The sequence below is a fragment of the Streptomyces sp. NPDC040432 genome, from assembly GCF_055595445.1.
The window spans coordinates 760143-778041 of sequence record NZ_JBVIVP010000001.1 but is presented as its reverse complement, the minus strand read 5'-3'; the positions used below and the strand labels follow the sequence as shown (position 1 = coordinate 778041).

The 17899-nt window shown below is 72.7% G+C and carries 17 protein-coding genes; 15 read left to right on the top strand and 2 right to left on the bottom strand.

Translation table 11 applies throughout. The features are described from left to right. Positions 1-92: 92 nt before the first annotated feature. Genes ACZ58N_RS03535 through ACZ58N_RS03520 form a run of 4 tightly spaced genes read left to right on the top strand, consistent with a single transcriptional unit; the run spans position 93 to position 5191 of the window. A complete protein-coding gene (locus tag ACZ58N_RS03535) occupies positions 93-2114 on the top strand; it encodes an NAD-dependent epimerase/dehydratase family protein (RefSeq protein WP_471155078.1) in 2022 nt (673 codons plus the stop codon). Then, positions 2111-2830, top strand: a complete 720-nt coding sequence (locus ACZ58N_RS03530; RefSeq protein WP_471155076.1) for a PIG-L deacetylase family protein — start codon at positions 2111-2113, stop codon at positions 2828-2830. Before ACZ58N_RS03535 ends, ACZ58N_RS03530 begins: the two co-directional genes overlap by 4 nt. Further along, positions 2823-4055 (top strand): ATP-grasp domain-containing protein, encoded by a 1233-nt coding sequence (locus ACZ58N_RS03525; protein ID WP_471155075.1) that lies wholly within the window; start codon positions 2823-2825, stop codon positions 4053-4055. The genes ACZ58N_RS03530 and ACZ58N_RS03525 overlap by 8 nt, the downstream gene beginning before the upstream one ends. A gap of 56 nt (positions 4056-4111) precedes the next feature. Continuing rightward, positions 4112-5191: a glycosyltransferase family 2 protein gene (locus tag ACZ58N_RS03520; RefSeq protein ID WP_471155073.1), complete on the top strand. Its 1080-nt coding sequence runs from the start codon at positions 4112-4114 to the stop codon at positions 5189-5191. On the opposite strand, the gene ACZ58N_RS03515 is transcribed toward ACZ58N_RS03520, so the two are convergent. Then, a complete protein-coding gene (locus tag ACZ58N_RS03515; RefSeq protein ID WP_471155071.1) occupies positions 5156-6742 on the bottom strand; it encodes a CocE/NonD family hydrolase in 1587 nt (528 codons plus the stop codon). The genes ACZ58N_RS03520 and ACZ58N_RS03515 overlap by 36 nt on opposite strands. Before the next feature lie 70 nt (positions 6743-6812). Between ACZ58N_RS03515 and ACZ58N_RS03510 the strand changes: the two genes are divergently transcribed. The 4 genes from ACZ58N_RS03510 to ACZ58N_RS03495 are packed head-to-tail and all read left to right on the top strand — an operon-like array spanning position 6813 to position 11020. Then, positions 6813-8438 carry an AMP-binding protein gene (locus tag ACZ58N_RS03510; protein ID WP_471155068.1) on the top strand — a complete coding sequence of 542 codons (1626 nt, stop codon included), beginning with the start codon at positions 6813-6815 and terminating at the stop codon, positions 8436-8438. Next, entirely contained in the window at positions 8435-9376 is a 942-nt protein-coding gene (locus ACZ58N_RS03505; RefSeq protein WP_471155065.1) for a macrolide 2'-phosphotransferase, read from the top strand. The genes ACZ58N_RS03510 and ACZ58N_RS03505 overlap by 4 nt, the downstream gene beginning before the upstream one ends. Beyond that, positions 9373-10233 (top strand): alpha/beta fold hydrolase, encoded by an 861-nt coding sequence (locus tag ACZ58N_RS03500; RefSeq protein WP_471155062.1) that lies wholly within the window; start codon positions 9373-9375, stop codon positions 10231-10233. Before ACZ58N_RS03505 ends, ACZ58N_RS03500 begins: the two co-directional genes overlap by 4 nt. Continuing rightward, positions 10223-11020: a nucleoside 2-deoxyribosyltransferase domain-containing protein gene (locus tag ACZ58N_RS03495; protein ID WP_471155060.1), complete on the top strand. Its 798-nt coding sequence runs from the start codon at positions 10223-10225 to the stop codon at positions 11018-11020. The genes ACZ58N_RS03500 and ACZ58N_RS03495 overlap by 11 nt, the downstream gene beginning before the upstream one ends. Here ACZ58N_RS03495 and ACZ58N_RS03490 read toward each other — a convergent pair. Beyond that, complete coding sequence (locus ACZ58N_RS03490; RefSeq protein ID WP_471155058.1) at positions 10996-11577, bottom strand: GNAT family N-acetyltransferase; 582 nt, start codon at positions 11575-11577, stop codon at positions 10996-10998. The genes ACZ58N_RS03495 and ACZ58N_RS03490 overlap by 25 nt on opposite strands. 166 nt (positions 11578-11743) lie before the next feature. Here ACZ58N_RS03490 and ACZ58N_RS03485 point away from each other — a divergent pair, with 166 nt between their 5' ends. The 7 genes from ACZ58N_RS03485 to ACZ58N_RS03455 all read left to right on the top strand — a co-directional run bounded on the left by ACZ58N_RS03485 (position 11744) and on the right by ACZ58N_RS03455 (position 17845). After that, positions 11744-12592 (top strand): HipA family kinase, encoded by an 849-nt coding sequence (locus tag ACZ58N_RS03485; protein WP_471155055.1) that lies wholly within the window; start codon positions 11744-11746, stop codon positions 12590-12592. After that, positions 12589-12972 carry a DUF3037 domain-containing protein gene (locus ACZ58N_RS03480; protein ID WP_471155052.1) on the top strand — a complete coding sequence of 128 codons (384 nt, stop codon included), beginning with the start codon at positions 12589-12591 and terminating at the stop codon, positions 12970-12972. The genes ACZ58N_RS03485 and ACZ58N_RS03480 overlap by 4 nt, the downstream gene beginning before the upstream one ends. Positions 12973-13114: 142 nt before the next feature. Further along, positions 13115-13876 carry a 3-oxoacyl-ACP reductase FabG gene (gene fabG / locus ACZ58N_RS03475; protein ID WP_471155049.1) on the top strand — a complete coding sequence of 254 codons (762 nt, stop codon included), beginning with the start codon at positions 13115-13117 and terminating at the stop codon, positions 13874-13876. Positions 13877-13905: 29 nt separating this feature from the next. Beyond that, a complete protein-coding gene (locus ACZ58N_RS03470; protein ID WP_471155047.1) occupies positions 13906-14667 on the top strand; it encodes an SDR family oxidoreductase in 762 nt (253 codons plus the stop codon). Between the two features lie 152 nt (positions 14668-14819). Then, positions 14820-16403 carry an ABC transporter substrate-binding protein gene (locus ACZ58N_RS03465; RefSeq protein ID WP_471155044.1) on the top strand — a complete coding sequence of 528 codons (1584 nt, stop codon included), beginning with the start codon at positions 14820-14822 and terminating at the stop codon, positions 16401-16403. Between the two features lie 100 nt (positions 16404-16503). After that, positions 16504-17172, top strand: a complete 669-nt coding sequence (locus tag ACZ58N_RS03460; protein WP_471155226.1) for a uracil-DNA glycosylase — start codon at positions 16504-16506, stop codon at positions 17170-17172. 94 nt (positions 17173-17266) lie between these two features. Further along, positions 17267-17845 (top strand): hypothetical protein, encoded by a 579-nt coding sequence (locus ACZ58N_RS03455; RefSeq protein ID WP_471155041.1) that lies wholly within the window; start codon positions 17267-17269, stop codon positions 17843-17845. The last annotated feature ends 54 nt before the right edge of the window (positions 17846-17899 follow it).

Here is a 17899-nt window from a genome sequence, read left to right as displayed (position 1 = left end):
GGCCACGTCGCACCACGTCACGTAACACGCGACGGACCCCTCCCCGACACACCCTCCCCGAGAAGCCCCTTCGACGAATCCAGGAGAGACCCATGCCTCCCGTACGCCTCGCGATCATCGGGTGCGGCGCCGCCGCCCGTGGCTGCCACCTGCCCGCCCTGCCCCCGCTCAAGGGCGACGTGCAGCTGACCGCGCTCATCGACCACGACCCCCGCCAGGCCGAGGCGGCCCTCGCCCTGTACCGCGAACTCGGCGGCACCGACGCCGACGGGGTGGTCCTCGCCACCGACCCGGCCGGGATCGCCGACGCCTTCGACGCCGCCGTTGTCGTGGCCCCGCACACCCTGCACGCGCCGATCGTGCGGGCGCTGCTGGCGGCCGGCAAACACGTCCTGCTGGAGAAGCCGATGACCACCACCGTCGAGGACGCCGAGGGCTTGGCAGCCGCAGCCGCCGCCGAGGGCGCTCCGGTGCTGGCCATGGCCCACCCGAGGCGGCTCTTCCCCGCCTACGCCTGGGTCAAGCGGCTCATCGACGGTGGTGAGCTCGGCGAGGTGGTCCGCGTCGACTGGTCCGAGGGCCACCCCTACGCCCACGAACCCGTCTCCTGGTCGATGTTCGACCGGCGGCTCGCGGGCGGCGGCGTACTCACCGACACCGCCTCCCACGTCTTCGACACCCTGCTGTGGTGGTTCGGCCCCGAGGTCGAGGTGGTCCGCTACGAGGACGACTCCCTCGGTGGGGTGGAGACGGACGCCTCCGCCCACCTGCGCTTCGGCACCGTCGACGCCCACTGCGACTTCAGCCGACTGCGTGACCTCGGCATCAGCTGCAAGGTCACCGGAACCAGGGCGACCGTCACCATCGGCACCGACTTCCCGGCGGGGGAGTGCACCCTGATCACCGCCGACGGCGAAGAGCTCCACCGGGGCGACGTGGAGGCCGTCGCCCCGGCGCAGGACGAGTGGGAGCTGCTCTTCACCGAGCAGCTCGCCAACTTCGCCGCCGCCGTGCGCGGCGCCGCTCCCGTCCACTCCACCGCACAGGACGGCGTGCGCGTCGTCCGGCTGATCCAGGACTGCTACGGCGCCGCCGCCCGCACCCCGTCCGCGCAGCCCTGGACCACGCGCGACGACGACGCCGGGAGCCCCGCACTCACCGGGCGCACGGTGGCGGTCACCGGCGCGAGCGGGTTCATCGGCGGCAGGCTCGTCGAGCGGCTGGTCCTCGGCACCGAGGCCCGCGTCCGTCCCGTGGTCCGCGGCTTCGGCCGGGCCGCGCGGCTGTCCGTCCTGCCGCAGGACCGGCTGGAGTTCCGCCGCGGGGACCTGTTGGACCCCGACACGCTCCGGTCCGCCTTCGAAGGCTGCGACACCGTCGTCCATTGCGCGTTCGGCAGCTCCGGCGACGAGTCCGACCGCTGGGACGCCTCCGTCCAGGGCACCGCCAACGTCCTGGCGGCCGCCCGGGCCGCCGGCGTCCGCCGCGTCGTGCACCTCAGCACCATCGACGTCTACGACCCGGCCGTCACCGGCGCCCTGACCGAGGAGTCCCCGGCACGCCCGACCGACGCCGCCGACAGGGAGTACGAACAGCAGAAGCTCGCGGCGGAGCGCCTCGTCGTCGACGCCCACGGCGACGGCCTGGAAACGGTGGTGCTCCAACCGGGAGTCGTCCACGGCCCGTGGGGCGGTCAGTGGACCACGGCCCAACTGGCGCGCGCGGAAGGTGACTTCACGCAGCTCCCGACGGGCGACGGCGGAGGCGTGTGCAACGCCGTGTACGTCGACGACCTCGCCGAGGCCGTACTCCTGGCGGTGGACACCGAGGCGGCCGCCGGTGAACGCTTCCTCGTCGGCCACCCGGAGGAGCTCCGCTGGGGCACCTTCTTCGACGCCGTCCGCACGCTGCGCGGCCTCGGCGACCCGTCGGCGCCCGCCGGGGAACCGGTGGCCGAATGGGAGTTGGAGCTGTACCGCTCGACCGCCCGCGCCGACCACGACAAGGCCCGACGGATCCTCGGATTCACGGCGCGCACCCCCTTCGCCGAGGGGACCCTGCTCACCGGCCGCTGGGCGCGCTGGGCGGGCGAACTGCCGGGAGCCGGCGCATGACGGGCGTCACCGACGTCCTCGTGGTCGCGCCGCACCCCGACGACGACGTGATCGGCTGCGGCGGGTCCATCGCCAAGCACGTGCGGGACGGCGCCCGGGTGACGGTCGTCATCGTCATCGGCCGCGAGCGCAGCGCCCTCGACGACGCGGTCGGTGACGCCGAGTTCGCGGCCGAGACCGAGGCCGCCGCCAAGGCGCTGGGCGTGCACCGCTGCATCCGCTTCGACGAACCCTCGCGGGACTTCGTCCTCTCCCGCCGGGTCCACCTGGACCTCGTGCGGGTCCTGCGGGAGGTACGGCCCCAGGTGGTGTACCTGCCGCACGACAACGACGACGACGTCGAGCACCGCATGGTCCACCAACTCGCCCTCGAAGCACTGTGGATGGCGCAGTCCGAGTTCTTCCACGAGGCGGGCGGCCCGCCCAGCCCCGCACCCCGGCTGGTGCTCGGCTACGAGGTGTGGGCGCCGATGGCGCGCTTCCAGTACGTCGAGGAGATCGACGGGCAGATCGAGACCAAGGTCGAGGCGATGCGAGCGTACGTCTCCCAGCTGCGGCACGCCGCGTGGGACGAGGGCATTCGCGGACTGGCCCGCTACCGGGGCGCGGTCACGGCCGGGTCGGGGCACGCGGAGGTGTTCCAGGTGCTCGGCCTGGGCGCCGCGCCCGCCGCGGGCCCGTCCGAGGCGGGCCCGGTGGGCGGTGGTCATGACTGACCGCCTGCTGGTCTGCGGGCTCGGCCAGGGCATGGACCGTTCCCTGATCGAGCTGCGTTCCCCCCGCCGGGAACTGGTCGTGGTCACCGACCATCCGACGGACCGGGCCCGGGCCGCCGCGGACCTCCTCCTCGTGTGCGACCCGAACGACGCCGTGGCGGTCCTCGCGGAGCTGTCCGCGGCCGGCATCGACCGTCTCGACGGGGTGTTCTCGCTGGGCGCGGACAACCCACCGGTGATCAGCGTGCTCGCCCGGCGGTTCGGCTGCCCGGGGCTGCCCCTGGAGACGGCCCTCGACTGCACGCTCAAGGACCGGCGGCTGAGGATCCTGCGCGCCGCGGGGCTCGACCTGCCCCGGTTCGCCACCGCCGAGAGCGTCGGCGAGGCGGTCCGGGCCGCCGACGACATCGGTCTGCCGGTCGTCATCAAGCCCAGCGACCAGACCGGCTCGCTGGGCGTGCTGAAGGTGGAGGGCGCCGGGCAGGTCCGCGCCCTCGCCGAGGAGGCGCTGCGGCTCAGCCCCGGCGGCCGGATCGTCATCGAGGAATTCCTGGAGGGCACCGAACACACCCTCGCCGCCTTCATGGTCGACGGGGAACTGCACCGCTTCGGCTTCGCGGACCGGGAGTACGGCCGCAAGGAGGAGTTCGCCCCCCACTTCTTCGAGGGCGGCGACACCCTGCCCAGCAGGCTGACCCCGGAGCAGATCGAGGAGGTGACCGACACCGTCCGGCGGGGGGCGCGCGCGCTGCGCCTGGACCCGGCGGTGATCAACACCGACATCCTGCGCACCCACGACGGACGGGTGATCCTCCTGGAGATCACCTGCCGGCTGACCGGTGCCCGGATCGCCACCGAGGTGATGCGGCTGGCCACCGGGGTGGACCCGCTGCCCAACGTGGTCCGGCTGGCCCTGGGGCAACCCCTGCGACCGGCCGAACTGGCCCCCCGGCAGCTGCGGGCGGTCGTCCAGCGGTTCGTCCCGGCGGACGGCGGCGTCGTCGAGTGGGTCGGCGACCCCCGGGACGTCACCCGCCGCACCGGAGTGCACGACGTGTTCTGGGGCCTCGACCTGACCCCCGGCACGGTGGTTCCGCCCTACCGCGGCGGAGCCGAGGCGCTGGCCGGGGTGATCGCCCACGCCGAACGGCCGGCGGAGGCCGAGGCCATCGCCGAACGAGCCCTGCGCGCCCTGCCCCTGCGGTTCAGGGCGGCGTCCCCGTGACCGCGCCCGCGCGCCGGGAAACCCGTACGCACACGAGTCGACGAGGGAGAACAGCAATGGCCACCGACATGGTGGACGAGGCGGCGGTCGACCAGGGCATCGCCCGGACCGCCGTGGTCATCGCCCTGCGGGACGACCTGCGGATCGCCGACTGCATCGCGTCGATCGAGGAGGACGTGGAGATCGTCCTGGCGCTCAACGGGCCCAGCGACGCGGTACTGAAACTGATCGCCGATCACCCCCGCCCGCTGACCGTCACCGAGATCGAGGACGTCGGCAACCTGGGCGCCGCCTACAACGCCGGGGCGGCGGCCACGGACCGGCAGTACCTGCTGCTGATGGACTCCGACTGCACCTTCGCCCCGGGGGTGGTCCGCGCCATGGTGCGCGCGGTGCTCACCGAACCGGTGGTCAAGGGACAGGTGGTGTACGGCGAGTCGGACGGTCTGCTCAGCAAACTCACCGCGCGGGTAAGAGAGTTCGACGAGGGGGACTACGTCAGCGCGCTGTCCCCGCCGCTGATCTACAACCGTGACATCGTCGACCACATCGGCGGCTACCACTTCGACGAGCTGATCCACTGGTGCGAGGACCGGGAGTTCGACTTCCGGCTCCAGCTCGCGGGGATTCCCGTCGTGTACCTGCCGCAGGCGCGGATCTTCCACGACGCCCAGCACGGCTTCGCCAACATGCGCAGCTACTTCCGGTACGGCGTCGGCGAGGGCATCGCCCAGGAGACCGGCGTGTTCACCACACCGGCGGTACCCGTCGTGTGGCGGGTGTTCGAGGCCTCGCGCACGCTGGTGCACTGCGCCCGCGACAAGGGGGTGGCCGCGGCGGCCTACTACGCCCTGCTCAAGGCCGCGTTCCACACCGGCACCGCCCACCACCTGCTCAACGACCCCTACCGGGTCCGGGACCGCTACCCGGGCCCGGCCAAACGGGCCCGGATGGTCCGGTCGATCCCGCAGCACAGCACCCGGCTGACCGGTGCCCAACTGCGCCGGCTGCGCCGGGCGCACTGGGAGGCGGGCCGGCGGATCGACAAGGTGGCCGACCTCTCGGTCTTCCACCCGGACGCCGCCGGCCCGGGCCGCTCCTCAGGCGCCGGGCAGCCGCCGCAGCAGCAGGCGTGACGGATGGTCGCCGCCGTGGTGGACGGTGTGGTGGGCGAGGACCGACGGATGGACGTCGAAGCGCGGGGTGTTGCTCGCCGCGACCTCCAGGCGTATCCGGTGGCCCGCCCGGAACACGTGGCCGACCGCACCCAGCTCGACGGTGACCTCGACCGGCCCTCCGGGAGCGGACGCCGCGTCCGCTCCCGGCTCCAGGCGGCGCACGCCGTCGCACAGCAGCTCGGCCCGGCCGTCGGGGTGGACGTCGACCAGCTTGCCCGTCACGTCGGCGCCCGCGGGATCCGGGGTCACGTACACCGTCAGGACGGTGTTGCCGATGACGGTCAGCGGCGCGGTGAGTGTCCCGCCGGTGAAGCACAGGACGTCGGCACGCCGCTCCACCTCGCGTTGGTCGAGCGGCCCGCAGTCACCGCCGGTGAACTGGCCGGGCAGGGCGGTGGCCCCGCCGGTCGTGGGCACGGGGTCGGCCGGGTCGTGCCGGAGCCGGTCGGACCCCGGGGTTCGCGGGGCCGGACCGGGGATCAGGTCGCGGCCCCGGAGGTGCAGGACCAGCTCAAGGGCGCCGGGCACGGGCCAGTCGGGGAAGGTGCGCCACTCGTCGGCGCCGGTCACGAACAGGCGCACCCGCTCGGGTTCCGGACCGCTGCCCCCGAGCCCCCGCAGATGGCGGTCGAAATGGTCCAGGTGGAGGCCGGTGACGTCGATGCTGCGTTCGTCGGCGGCCGTCCCGTAGCGGCGCTGCGGAAATATTCCACCGGTGACGCAATGGGACCACGGTCCGACCACGAGCCGGGACGGAACTCCGCTCTCTCGAATTCCCCGGTAATTCTCCAGGGCGCCGGCCAGGAATATGTCGTACCAGCCGGTGAGGTGGAGCGCCGGGACCTCGATCGCCGGATAGCAGGCGCGGGGCGCCGCGCGCCACCAGTACGGGTGGCCGCTCGGGTGCTCGCGCCACTGCCGGTGGTACGGGGCCAGCCGGTCCAGCAGCTCCGAGGCGGCGTCGGGGTCACGGTAGAGCTCGTCGATCCCGTCGACGGCACGGGTCACCTCGGCCAGTTCGGACCCGGTCAGCCCGGCCCCCTCCAGCAGCAGGTCGTACAGCACCCAGTACAGGACGAAGCCCAGTTGGAAGGCGCCGCCCTGGCGGGTCCAACCCTCGTCGAAGCCCGAGCCGGCCACGTGCGGGGCGATGGCCCCCAGGCCGGGCGGCCGTTCGGCCGCGGCGAGCAGCGCGGCCATCGCCTCGTACGAACGGCCGAACAGGCCCGCCGAACCGTCGCACCAGGGCTGGCCCACGGCCCACGCGACCGTGTCCGCACCGTCCGCGGCCTCGTGCCAGTACGGCTCGAAGGTCCCGCCGGAGTCGAACCGGCCGCGCACGTCCTGCACCAGCAGGGCGTACCCGGAGCGGACCAGGCGCAGCCCGTCGACGGAGGCGCCCCCCGGGCTGCCGGATTTCCCGTACGGAGTTCGGCGCACCAGGACCGGCACCGGATCGGTGATATCCGGCCGGTACAGATCGGCGTTCAATAAGGCGCCGTCGCGCATGGGTATTTTCAGATCGTGTTCCACAACAATTCGCACCCGCCCATATTCCATCAGGACGAGGTAATTCACAATGCAGTCCTCCGGAATCCATTTCCTGGAACCGTTCTTCGGGACGGCGCGTACGGATCCGGGCCGCCCGGCCGTGATCGACAACGGACTCGTGATCGGCTACGGCACCCTCGCCGCCTGGGTGCTGGACGTGGCCCGCTCCGTCGCCCCCCGCACCGGGGGCCCGCAGCCACCGGTCGGGGTCGTCGTACACCACTCGGCCCGCGACGTGGCGGCCCTGCTGGGCGTCCTCGCGGCGGGCCGCGCCTACGTGCCGCTGGAGGCCGAACACCCCGCACCCCGGCTGGAGTCGATCCTGGACCGGCTCGGGGTCCACGAGGCCGTGGCGACCGCGGACGGCGGCTGGCAGCCGCCCGTCGCTGAGGTGATCCGGCCCGGCTGGGCCCCCGGCCCGACGCCCCTCACGGTCGACCCGTTCCCCGACCCCGGAGTGCGGCCCGAGGATCCGGCGTACGTCCTGTTCACCTCGGGATCCACCGGCGTGCCCAAGGGGGTCGTGGTGCCCCACGGAGCCCTGGCCGCGGTGGTGCCCCCGCTGCGCACCCTGTACGGCATCGGCCCGGACTCCACCGTGCTCCACTTCCACGCAGCCGGCGGCGACACCAGCCTGGAGGAGATCCTCCCCACCCTGACGGCCGGCGCCACCCTCGTCGTCGACGACGAGGCGCGCGAGGGCTTCGCGCAGGTCGCCGAGGACCAGGAGGTCACCGTCGCGGTGCTGCCGACCGGCTTCTGGCACGGGCTGACCGGCGACCTGCTGCACCAGGGCACCGGCCTGCCCCCGTCACTGCGCACGGTGGTGATCGGAGGGGAGGCGGTGCGCCGCGACATGCTGGAGCGCTGGTGGCGCCTCGGCGCCGTGGGGGTGCGCCTGCTCAACACGTACGGGTCCACCGAGACGGCGCTGGTCACCCACGCCGTGCAGTTGGCCGGGCCGGACGCCCCCGAACTGCCCGGGTCCGGCGGCGACCTGCCCATCGGACTGCCCCTGCCGCACGTCGGCCAGCGCGTCGACGACGCGGGCGAACTGTACGTGTCCGGCCCCGGGCTGGCCCTCGGCTACCACGACGCCCCCGGCGCGACGGCGGCCCGGTTCGCCGAGCACGCGGGCACCCGTTGGTACCGCACCGGGGACCTGGTGTCCGTGGCACCCGGAGGCGCCCTGGTGTTCCGGGGCCGCTCCGACCACCAGGTCAAGATCCGCGGCCACCGGGTGGACCTGGTCGAGGTGGAGGCCCTCGTCGGGAGCTGCGAGGGAGTGCGGGAGGTGGCGGCCGCCCGGGTGGACCGGACGGAACACACCACGCTGGCGGCCTTCTTCGTGCCGCTGCCCGACCACGACCCCGGCGCGGTGGCGAACGACGTCCGCACGCGGCTGGCCGCGACCGCGGCCCCGCACCTGGTGCCCAGCCTGCTCGTGCCGGTCGCGGAGCTGGAGCGCACCCACACCGGCAAGGTGGACCGCACCGCCACCAGGGACCGCCACCTGCCCACCACCGGGAACGGCCTCCCCGCCACCGCGGACGGGCCCCTTCCCACTCCTGCGGACGGTCCGCCACCCTCTGCGGACGGCCGCCTCCCCGCCACCGGGGACGGCCACCTCCCCGCCACCGGGGCGGGTCGATGAGCGCCCCGGCGGGCGCCCCGGAGGTCGCCGACCCGACCGGCCTCGCCGCGTACGCCTCCCGGAGCCTGGGTCTGAGCCTCGACCCCGCCACCGCCCGCGCCGACGACAGCGGTTGGGACTTCCGGGTCACCCACATCCGCGCGGCCGACGGCGCCTGGTGGATCCTGCGGCAGCCCCGCCGACCCGAAGCCGCCGAGCGGCTCGCCTTCGAGGGGGCCGTGCTGGCCGCCGTCCGCGACCGGATGCCCGTGCCGGTCCCGCACTGGCGCCTGCACACGCCCGACCTGGTCGCCTACCCCCGGCTGCCCGGCGAACCGGCGGGCACCGAGGACCCGGACACCCTCGTCTACGACTGGTCCACGGACCCGCTGGCCCACCCCGCCCACTACCTGGAGCCGCTCGCCCGGGCCCTCGTCGCCGTGCACACCACCCCGCCGGACCCCGCCCTCCTGCCTCGCGGGGCGCGGCCGGACCGGGACGCCGACGCCGTCCGTTCCCGCATCGCCGACCGGCTCGCCCGGGCCCGTGCCGAACTGCCCCTCCCGGCGGGTGGCCTGCGCCGCTGGCGGGCCTGGCTGGACGACGACCGTCTGTGGCCCGACAGGCTGACGCTCGTCCACGGTGACGTGCACCCCGGCCACACCCTCGTGGTGCGTCCCGCGTCCGGCCCGCCGTCCTTGTCCGGCCTCCTGGACTGGGCCAACGCCGATGTCGGCGATCCCGCGGTCGACTTCGTCGACATGCTGTACGCGGGTGGCACCGACGTCCTCGACCGGCTCCTGGAGGCCTACCGGGCGGCGGGCGGCGAGGTCCGCGACGGCATGCGGGCCCACGTCCTGGCGCGGGCCGACTTCCTGTGGGTCCACGTCGCACTGCGCGGCCTCGACACCGGCCGCCCGGCCTGGGTCGAGACGGCGCTGCGCAGGATGGCGGCGTGAGCGGCCGCCGACCGGGCGCGGGAAGCCCGGAACGCTCCGCGCGGACGACGGGACGCACGCCCGCGGGCACGGCCTACACCCTGCACGGGACGGACGGACCCCCCGTGGTGCTGGTCGCCGGCGCGGGGGGCGGCGGACGGATCTGGGAGCACCACCAGGTGCCCGCACTGACCGCGTCGGGCCACCGTCCGGTCACCTTCGACCACGGACCCGCGACCACCAGTGCGCACGAACTCGCTTTCATCATCGGTGAGTTGATGGAACACCTGGCCCTGCCCGCCTGCCCCCTGGTCGGCCACTCCCTGGGCGCCCTCGCCATCCAGGAACTGCTCCTGACCGCACCCTGCCCGGCGAGCGGGGCGCTGCTCACGGCGACGCGCGGCCGACCCGACGCGATGGGGGAGGCCCTGGCCCGGGCGGAGGCCGCGTTGCTCGTGGCGGGCGTCCGGCCGCCGCCGGAGTACGAGGCCTTCGTCGGCCTGGTGCACAACCTCTCGCCCCGCACCCTGGCCGACGAGGCGGCGACCGCACAATGGCTCGACTTGTTCGAGATCGCCGCGCTGACCGGCGGATCCGCCGCCCTCCGGCCCGGCGCACCCGTCCGTGACCGACTGACCGACTACGGCCGGATCCGCCTGCCCGTGCACGTCGTCGGATTCGCCGATGACGTCCTGGCGCCCGCGCCGCTGGCCCGCGAGGTCGCCCGCGCGATCCCCGGGGCCCGCTACACGGAACTACCGGACGCCGGACACCTCGGTTTCCTGGAACGCCCCGAGGCCTTCAACGCCGTACTGCTGGACTTCCTCGCCGCCCTGTCCCCGTACCCGAACGCCCCCGGAGCGCCCCGTGTCCCATGAGCCCGCCGCACCTGCTTCCGTCGCCGCACCCACCTCCGTCCACGCGCCCGGGCGGCCGGAGGTGAGGGTCGTCCACGTCGGCCAGGAGCCGCCGGAGTCCTGGGCGGCCGCCGTGTACCTGTGCGGTCCCACCCCCACCGATCCCGCGGCGCCGTCGTGGCGCCCGGACGCCGTCGAGGCGCTCCGGTCCGGCTGGTCCGGCGCAGGGTGCCTGGTGGTGTTCCTGCCCGAGCCGGCGGCCGGCGACGGCTACCCGGCCTACCCCGACCAGGTGGCCTGGGAGGAGGACGCCATGCGCCGCTGCGACGTGATCCTCTTCTGGATCCCCCGGGACATGGCCCGGCTGCCCGGACTGGTCTCCAACATCAAATGGGGTGCCTGGTGCGACTCGGGCCGCGCGGTCCTCGGCACGCCGCCGGAGGCCGAACGCATGGACTACCTGCTCCACTTCGCCGAGTCCCTGGGAGTGCCGGTCGAGCGGACGCTGTCCGGCGCGGTCCGGGCCGCCCTGCGGGAGGTCGGGGCGGGAGCCGTGCGCACCGGCGGCGAGCGGGCGGTGCCGTTGGCCGTGTGGCGCACCGAACCGTTCCGGAGCTGGTACGCCGAACGCGCGCGGGCCGGGGACGGGCTGCTGGACGCCCGAGTGGAGTGGTACGCGCCGCAGGCCGGGCCGGACGGGGCCGCGGCCTGGCTGCTGACGGCCACGGTCGTGGAGCGCGCCGGCGCCGGTCCCGTCCCCTCGGTCGTCCGTGTCCTGGCCGCTCAGGGGCAGGGCATGCTCATGTAGAGGGCGTGCTCGCCCTCCGATTCGGTCCCCTGGTAGAGGCTGGTGTCCAGTCCGCAGAAGGCGAAGCCGAGGCGCCGGTACGCGTGGATGGCCGGGGCGTTGATGTTGGTCACCTCCAACCAGACGTGCCCGGCGCCCCGTTCGCGGGCGAAGTCCACCGCGTGTCCCATCAACGCCCGCCCGAGGCCCCGGCCCCGGTGCTCCGGGGCGACCTCGATGTCCTCGATGGTCAGCCGCCGGTTCCACGGGGAGTACGAGACCTCGGCGAAGCCGGCGAGCCCGCCGTCGGCGGCGACGGCCACGAACGTCCGGCTGTCACCGTCGGCGGCGTCCTCCCCGGCCTCGTCGCCCGCCGCCGGGTCACTGCCGTCGTCCTCCGGGAACACCTTGACCAGCGGCGGATCCACCGGCACCTCGCGCAGGGCGAAGCCCTCGCCGGTCACGGCCACGGAGAAGACGGTGGCGGTGGTGAAGGAGCCGTCGATGCCTTCGATGGCCCCGGTGTCCGCGGGCCCGGCGATCCGGAACTCGTACGTCGTGTCACTGGTCGTGGTCATGTTCCGAGGCTATGGCCGCTCTGCCCGGGGGAGAGCTGATTTCAGCCGAATTGCATCCGTCGGTCGCCGCCGGCGCGACCCGAGGGGCGCCCGTTCGCCGGCCAGGGCGGGGACGCCGGCAAAAAACCTCGGATCGTGAATCCGTCCCGCCGGATAGCCTGGGAAAATGCTCACAGAAGTGATTGCGACCCGCTACGTCACGCCCTTGCGTGAGGGCGGCTCGCTCCCGGGAATCGTCGAGGCCGACGACCTCGGTACCTACGTCATGAAGTTCACCGGTGCCGGTCAGGGGCGCAAGACCCTGGTGGCCGAGGTCATCTGCGGGCGCCTCGCCCAGCGGCTCGGTCTGCGCGTCCCCCGCCTGGTGCAGATGCAGTTGGACCCCGTCATCGGGCTCGGCGAGCCGGACCAGGAGGTCCAGGAACTGCTGAAGGCCAGCGGCGGCCTGAACCTCGGCATGGACTACCTCCCCGGCTCGATCGGCTTCGACCCGCTCGCCTACCGGGCGGATCCGGTCGAGGCGGGACGCGTGGTCTGGTTCGACGCCCTGATCAACAACGTCGACCGGTCCTGGCGCAACCCCAACCTGCTGGTCTGGCACGGGGACCTGTGGCTCATCGACCACGGCGCCACCATGATCTGGCAGCACAACTGGCCCACCGCCCGGGCCGCGGCGGCCAAGCCCTACAACGCTTCCGACCACGTCCTGGCCCCCGTCGGCCCGGACATCGCCGCGGCCGCCGCCGAGCTCGCCCCGCGGGTGACCGAGGAACTGCTCACCGAGGTGGCCGCCGACGTCCCGGACGAGTGGCTCGTCGACGAGCCGGGCTTCGACACCGCCGACGCGGTTCGGCGCGCCTACGTGGAGGCGCTGCTGCCGCGCGCCGCCACGATCCACGAGAGGATCTCGTTGGAGGCGGAGGTGAAGGCCCCGACGGGTCCGCCCGGCTGGCTCACCGACCACCTTCCCGAATGGCCCCACAAGATCAACAAGAAGACGAGCGACGACGAGTGACCGAGCGGGACGTGTTCGAGTACGCGCTGGTGCGCGTGGTGCCCAGGATGGAGCGCGGCGAGTGTTTCAACGCCGGCGTCATCGTCTACTGCCGGGCGCGTTCGTACGTGGCCGCCCGCATCCACCTCGACGAGGCGAAGCTCCTCGCGCTCGACCCGGAGGCCGACCTGGCCGGCGTCCGGGCGGCCCTGTACGGGGTCGAGGGGATCTGCGCGGGCGGGGAGCGGGCCGGGCAGGCGGCGGACGACGACGCGGGCAGGCGGTTCCGCTGGCTGATCGCGCCCCGCAGCACGGTGGTCCAGCCCGGGCCGGTGCACACCGGCCTGACGGCGGACCCGGAGGCCGAGGTGGAACGCCTCCTGGACCTGCTGGTCCGCTGACCGGCCCGCCCGGCGCGCGCCGCGCGCCGGGAGGGCCCCCGTTGACACCGGGTGCCATGGCTCCTAGCGTCTCCTCAGCTGAAGCTACTAAGCGGTTGCTCACCTCCGGGCGGCCGTTTTCTCGACGGCGAGGAGATCCAGCATGTCCACCACCGAGCAGCGCGTGGCGATCGTGACCGGGGCGGCCCGGGGCATCGGCGCCGCCACCGCCCTGCGTCTGGCGGCCGAGGGCCGCGCGGTCGCCGTACTCGACCTCGACGAGGCGGCCTGCAAGGACACCGTGGAGGCGATCACGGCGGCCGGCGGCAAGGCCCTCGCGGTCGGCTGCGACGTGTCCGACAGCGCCCAGGTGGATGCGGCGGTCGAGCGCGTCGCGAGCACCCTCGGCGCCCCGACCGTCCTGGTGAACAACGCGGGCGTGCTCCGCGACAACCTCCTCTTCAAGATGAGCGACACCGACTGGGACACGGTCATGAACGTGCACCTGCGCGGCGCGTTCCTGATGGCGAGGGCCTGTCAGAAGTACATGGTGGAGGCCAAATTCGGCCGCATCGTGAACCTCTCCAGCAGCTCCGCCCTCGGAAACCGGGGCCAGGCCAACTACGCGGCCGCCAAGGCCGGTCTCCAGGGCTTCACGAAGACCCTGGCCTTCGAGCTCGGCAAGTTCGGCGTGACCGCCAACGCCGTCGCCCCCGGCTTCATCGTGACCGAGATGACCGCCCAGACGGCCGCCCGCATCGGCATGGGCTTCGAGGAGTTCCAGACCGCCGCCGCCGGACAGATCCCGGTGCAGCGCGTCGGCCGCCCGGACGACATCGCCAACGCCATCGCCTTCTTCACGGGCGAGGCCGCCGGCTTCGTCTCCGGCCAGGTCCTGTACGTGGCCGGCGGCCCCCTCAACTGACCGGCTCACGAGAAGACAGGGCGTACGTCATGACCTACAACGGCATCGACAGCGGCAAGGCCGCGCTGGTCACCGGCGCGAGCCGGGGCATCGGATACGGCATCGCCGAGGCGCTGGTCGCCCGCGGCGACCGGGTCTGCATCACGGGACGCAACGAGGACGCGCTCAAGGAGGCCGTCGAGCGGCTCGGCGCGGACCGGGTGATCGGAGTGGCGGGCAAGGCTCACGACGAGGCCCACCAGGCCATCGCCGTGGAGCGCGCCATGGAGGCCTTCGGTCGCTGCGACTTCCTGATCAACAACGCCGGCACCAATCCGGTCTTCGGGCCGATCGCGGACCTGGACCTCGGCGTCGCGCGCAAGGTGTTCGAAACCAATGTGATCTCCGCCCTCGGCTTCGCCCAGCGCACCTGGCACGCCTGGCAGAAGGACAACGGCGGCGCGATCGTGAACATCGCCTCCATCGCGGGCGTCTCCGCCTCGCCCTTCATCGGGGCCTACGGCATGAGCAAGGCCGCCATGGTCAACCTCACCCTGCAACTCGCGCACGAGATGGCACCGCAGGTCAGGGTGAACTCGATCGCCCCGGCCGTCGTGAAGACGAAGTTCGCGCAGGCGCTCTACGAGGGTCGGGAACAGGAGGCCGCGGCCTCCTATCCGCTCGGTCGGCTCGGCGTGCCGGAGGACATCGGAGGGGCCGCCGCATTCCTCACATCTGCACAAGCGGAATGGATCACAGGACAAACTCTCGTCGTTGACGGAGGAATCTTCCTCAATGCCGGAGTCGGCTGACCGGTATTCGGACGCATTTGCCTCCCTCGGGGAGGCAAATGCGTACCGAATGTGCATGTAATCGGTCAAGTGCCTCACGAAACCTACCCCTTGGATTTGTGATGCACTGCGGTAGGGTCTGCCGCATCCCTGGCTGATCGAGGAGCGTGCACGTGTTCAACCGGACCAGATGCCTGCGGATCACTGCGGCCCTTGCGTCCATATCCCTGCTCGCCGGGTGCGGTCTGTTCTCGGACGAGGGCGGTGGCGACGCGAAGAGGATCGTCGTCGGCACGACGAGCGCCCCGAGCCACCTCGACCCCGCCGCGGCCTGGGACGGTTCCTGGGAGCTGTACCGGAACATCTACCAGACCCTTCTGGCGTTCCCCACGGGCAGCACCAGACCCCAACCGGACGCCGCCCAGAACTGCGAGTTCACCGACTCGGCGAACCAGTCCTACCGCTGCACCCTGCGCAAGGGACTCAAGTTCTCCAACGGCGAGACGCTCGACGCCAAGGCCGTCAAGCACTCCCTCGACCGCATCCGGAAGATCAACCACAAGTTCGGGCCCAGCGGGCTCTTCAACAGCCTGGACAAGATCGAGACCCCGGACGCCCTCACCGTCGTCTTCCACCTGAAGGCCTCCGACGCGACGTTCCCGTACGTGCTCGGCTCCCCGGCCGCCTCGCTCGTCGCGCCCGGCGAGTACCCCGCCGACAAGGTGCGGGACGACGGAAAGATCACCGGCTCCGGCCCCTACGTCCTCGACTCGTACAAGGAGGGCGGCGAGGCCGTCCTCGGCCGCAACGAGACCTACACGGGCTTCGCCGACCGCCAGAACGACGGCGTGACGATCCGCTACTTCTCCGACTCCAAGAAGATGGTCGCCGCGCTCAAGGGCAAGGAGATCGACGCGACCTACCGAGGCCTGTCCGCCGCGGAGATCAAGGACCTCCAGACCCCCGAGTCCCACAACGCGGGCGTCCAGGTCGTCGAGAACGTCGGCGCCGAGATCCGCTACCTGGTCTTCAACCCCCAGGACCCGCAGATCAACAAGCTGCCGGTGCGCCAGGCCATCGCCCAGGTCCTCGACCGCGGCGCGATCGTCTCCAAGGTCTACCAGGGCACCGCCGAACCGCTGTACTCGATGGTCCCCAAGGGCGTCGTCGGCCACAAGACGCCGTTCTACGACCTGTACGGCCAGCCGGACGTAGCCAAGGCCAAGAAGATCCTCAAGGACGGCGGGATCACCCAGCCGGTCGACCTGACGTTCTGGTACACCACGGACCGCTACGGCGCCTCGACCGCGGACGAGTTCACCGAGATCAAGCGCCAGCTGGACGAGACCAACCTCTTCCGGGTCACCCTGCGCGGCAAGCCCTGGAAGGAGTTCCAGGAGGGCTACAAGAACCGCGAGTACCCGGTCTTCGGCCGCGGTTGGTTCCCCGACTTCCCGGACCCGGACAACTTCATCGCGCCGTTCGTCGGCAAGGAGAACGCGGTCGGCACCCCGTACGAGCCGGCCGACGTGCTCAACGAGGTCCTGCCCAAGTCCCGCCGCGAGGGCGACCGCTCGGCCGGCGTCAAGGAGTTCGAGCGCGCCCAGCAGATCTTCGCCCAGGACGTCCGCCTGCTGCCCCTGTGGCAGGGCAAGCTGTACGTCGGTGCCCGCGAGGACATCGCCGGCGCGGAGCGGGCCCTCGACCCGCAGACCGCCATGCAGATGTGGGAGCTGTACCGCAAGACCAGCTGGTAGCGGACGGGACGGGCATCCGGATCACGTCGATGTCAGTGGCCCCCGGTAGGTTCTTGAGCAGTTGCACGAACTTGTACCGGAGGTTGTCGACGTGACCCAGATGCTGCCCGAGTCCTGGCTCCCCCCTCTCGGCGGGGAGCTGGAGCAGCCCTACTTCAAGGAACTCACCGAGTTCGTCGAGAAGGAAAGGGCGAACGGGCCGGTCTACCCGCCCCGCGAGCAGGTCTTCGCGGCCCTGGAGGCCACGCCGTTCGACAAGGTGAAGGTCCTGGTGCTCGGCCAGGACCCCTACCACGGCGCCGGTCAGGGCCACGGCCTGTGCTTCTCCGTGCAGCCCGGGGTCAGGACCCCGCCGTCGCTGCGCAACATCTACAAGGAGATGAAGGAGGAGCTCGGCCTCCCCGTCCCCGACAACGGGTACCTGATGCCGTGGGCCCGGCAGGGCGTCCTGCTGCTCAACGCGGTCCTCACCGTCCGTGAGGCCGAGCCCAACTCGCACAAGGGCAAGGGCTGGGAGAAGTTCACCGACGCCGTGATCCGCGCGGTGTCCGAGCGCCCCGACCCCGTCGTCTTCGTCCTCTGGGGTGCCTACGCCCAGAAGAAGATCCCGCTCATCGACGAGGAGCGGCACGTCATCGTCAAGGGCGCGCACCCCTCGCCGCTGTCCGCGAAGAAGTTCTTCGGCTCGCGCCCCTTCACGCAGATCAACGAGGCCGTCTCCGCCCAGGGTCATGAGCCGATCGACTGGCGCATCCCCGACGTGGGCTGACGCCACCCCGCGCCTCGGCGCCAGAGGGGGGTGCCTCCGGTTAGCTTCTTGTGATCAGGCCGTACCAGGTCTGCGGAGCAAGCCGGAGGCCGCGTTGACGGAGCAGCAGGAGGCGTCGGAGGACGCCGTCATGACGAGGATCGGCCAAGCGGTCATCCTGCTGCACGCCGGCGACCGCGAGGAGGCCCGCAACAGGCTCGGGGAGATCTGGTCCGAGATCGGCGATGACGGTGACTCCCTCCACCGGTGCACGCTGGCGCACTACATGGCCGACGCCCAGGACGACCCCGCCGACGAACTGGCCTGGGACCTGCGCGCCCTGACCGCCGCCGACGGACTCACCGCCGACGGACCCGCGCCCGACGGGCCGACGGGCCGGGCGGGCGAGGCACTCCCCGCCCGGCGTTCCGCGGACGGCCCCGGGCGCCGCGAGCCGCAGCGCGCCGTTCGCGTCTTCTACCCCTCGCTGCACCTGAGCCTGGCGGTCGACTACGTCAAGCTCCGGCGCCCCGAGGCGGCCCGGGTGCACCTGGCACGGGCCCGCGCGGCCACCGGCGCCCTGTCCGACGACGGCTACGGCAACGGGGTGCGGGCGGCCATCGCCCGGCTGGAGCGCCGGCTGGCCGCGGAGCCGGGCACACCCCACCTGCCCTTCCCCGAGCAGTCCCCGTAGCCCCCGCTCGCGGGGGACCCCGTACACGGGCCGCACCGGCCACGCCTCCGTGCG

Bases quoted from the DNA above. Each gene is read 5' to 3' on its own strand.
- ACZ58N_RS03525 (WP_471155075.1), top strand. From the start codon at position 2,823: ATGACTGACCGCCTGCTGGTCTGCGGGCTCGGCCAGGGCATGGACCGT.
- ACZ58N_RS03535 (WP_471155078.1), top strand. From the start codon at position 93: ATGCCTCCCGTACGCCTCGCGATCATCGGGTGCGGCGCCGCCGCCCGT.
- ACZ58N_RS03510 (WP_471155068.1), top strand. From the start codon at position 6,813: ATGCAGTCCTCCGGAATCCATTTCCTGGAACCGTTCTTCGGGACGGCG.
- ACZ58N_RS03490 (WP_471155058.1), bottom strand. From the start codon at position 11,577: ATGACCACGACCAGTGACACGACGTACGAGTTCCGGATCGCCGGGCCC.
- ACZ58N_RS03460 (WP_471155226.1), top strand. From the start codon at position 16,504: ATGCTGCCCGAGTCCTGGCTCCCCCCTCTCGGCGGGGAGCTGGAGCAG.
- ACZ58N_RS03530 (WP_471155076.1), top strand. From the start codon at position 2,111: ATGACGGGCGTCACCGACGTCCTCGTGGTCGCGCCGCACCCCGACGAC.
- ACZ58N_RS03515 (WP_471155071.1), bottom strand. From the start codon at position 6,742: ATGCGCGACGGCGCCTTATTGAACGCCGATCTGTACCGGCCGGATATC.
- ACZ58N_RS03485 (WP_471155055.1), top strand. From the start codon at position 11,744: ATGCTCACAGAAGTGATTGCGACCCGCTACGTCACGCCCTTGCGTGAG.
- fabG (WP_471155049.1), top strand. From the start codon at position 13,115: ATGTCCACCACCGAGCAGCGCGTGGCGATCGTGACCGGGGCGGCCCGG.
- ACZ58N_RS03520 (WP_471155073.1), top strand. From the start codon at position 4,112: ATGGCCACCGACATGGTGGACGAGGCGGCGGTCGACCAGGGCATCGCC.
- ACZ58N_RS03505 (WP_471155065.1), top strand. From the start codon at position 8,435: ATGAGCGCCCCGGCGGGCGCCCCGGAGGTCGCCGACCCGACCGGCCTC.
- ACZ58N_RS03470 (WP_471155047.1), top strand. From the start codon at position 13,906: ATGACCTACAACGGCATCGACAGCGGCAAGGCCGCGCTGGTCACCGGC.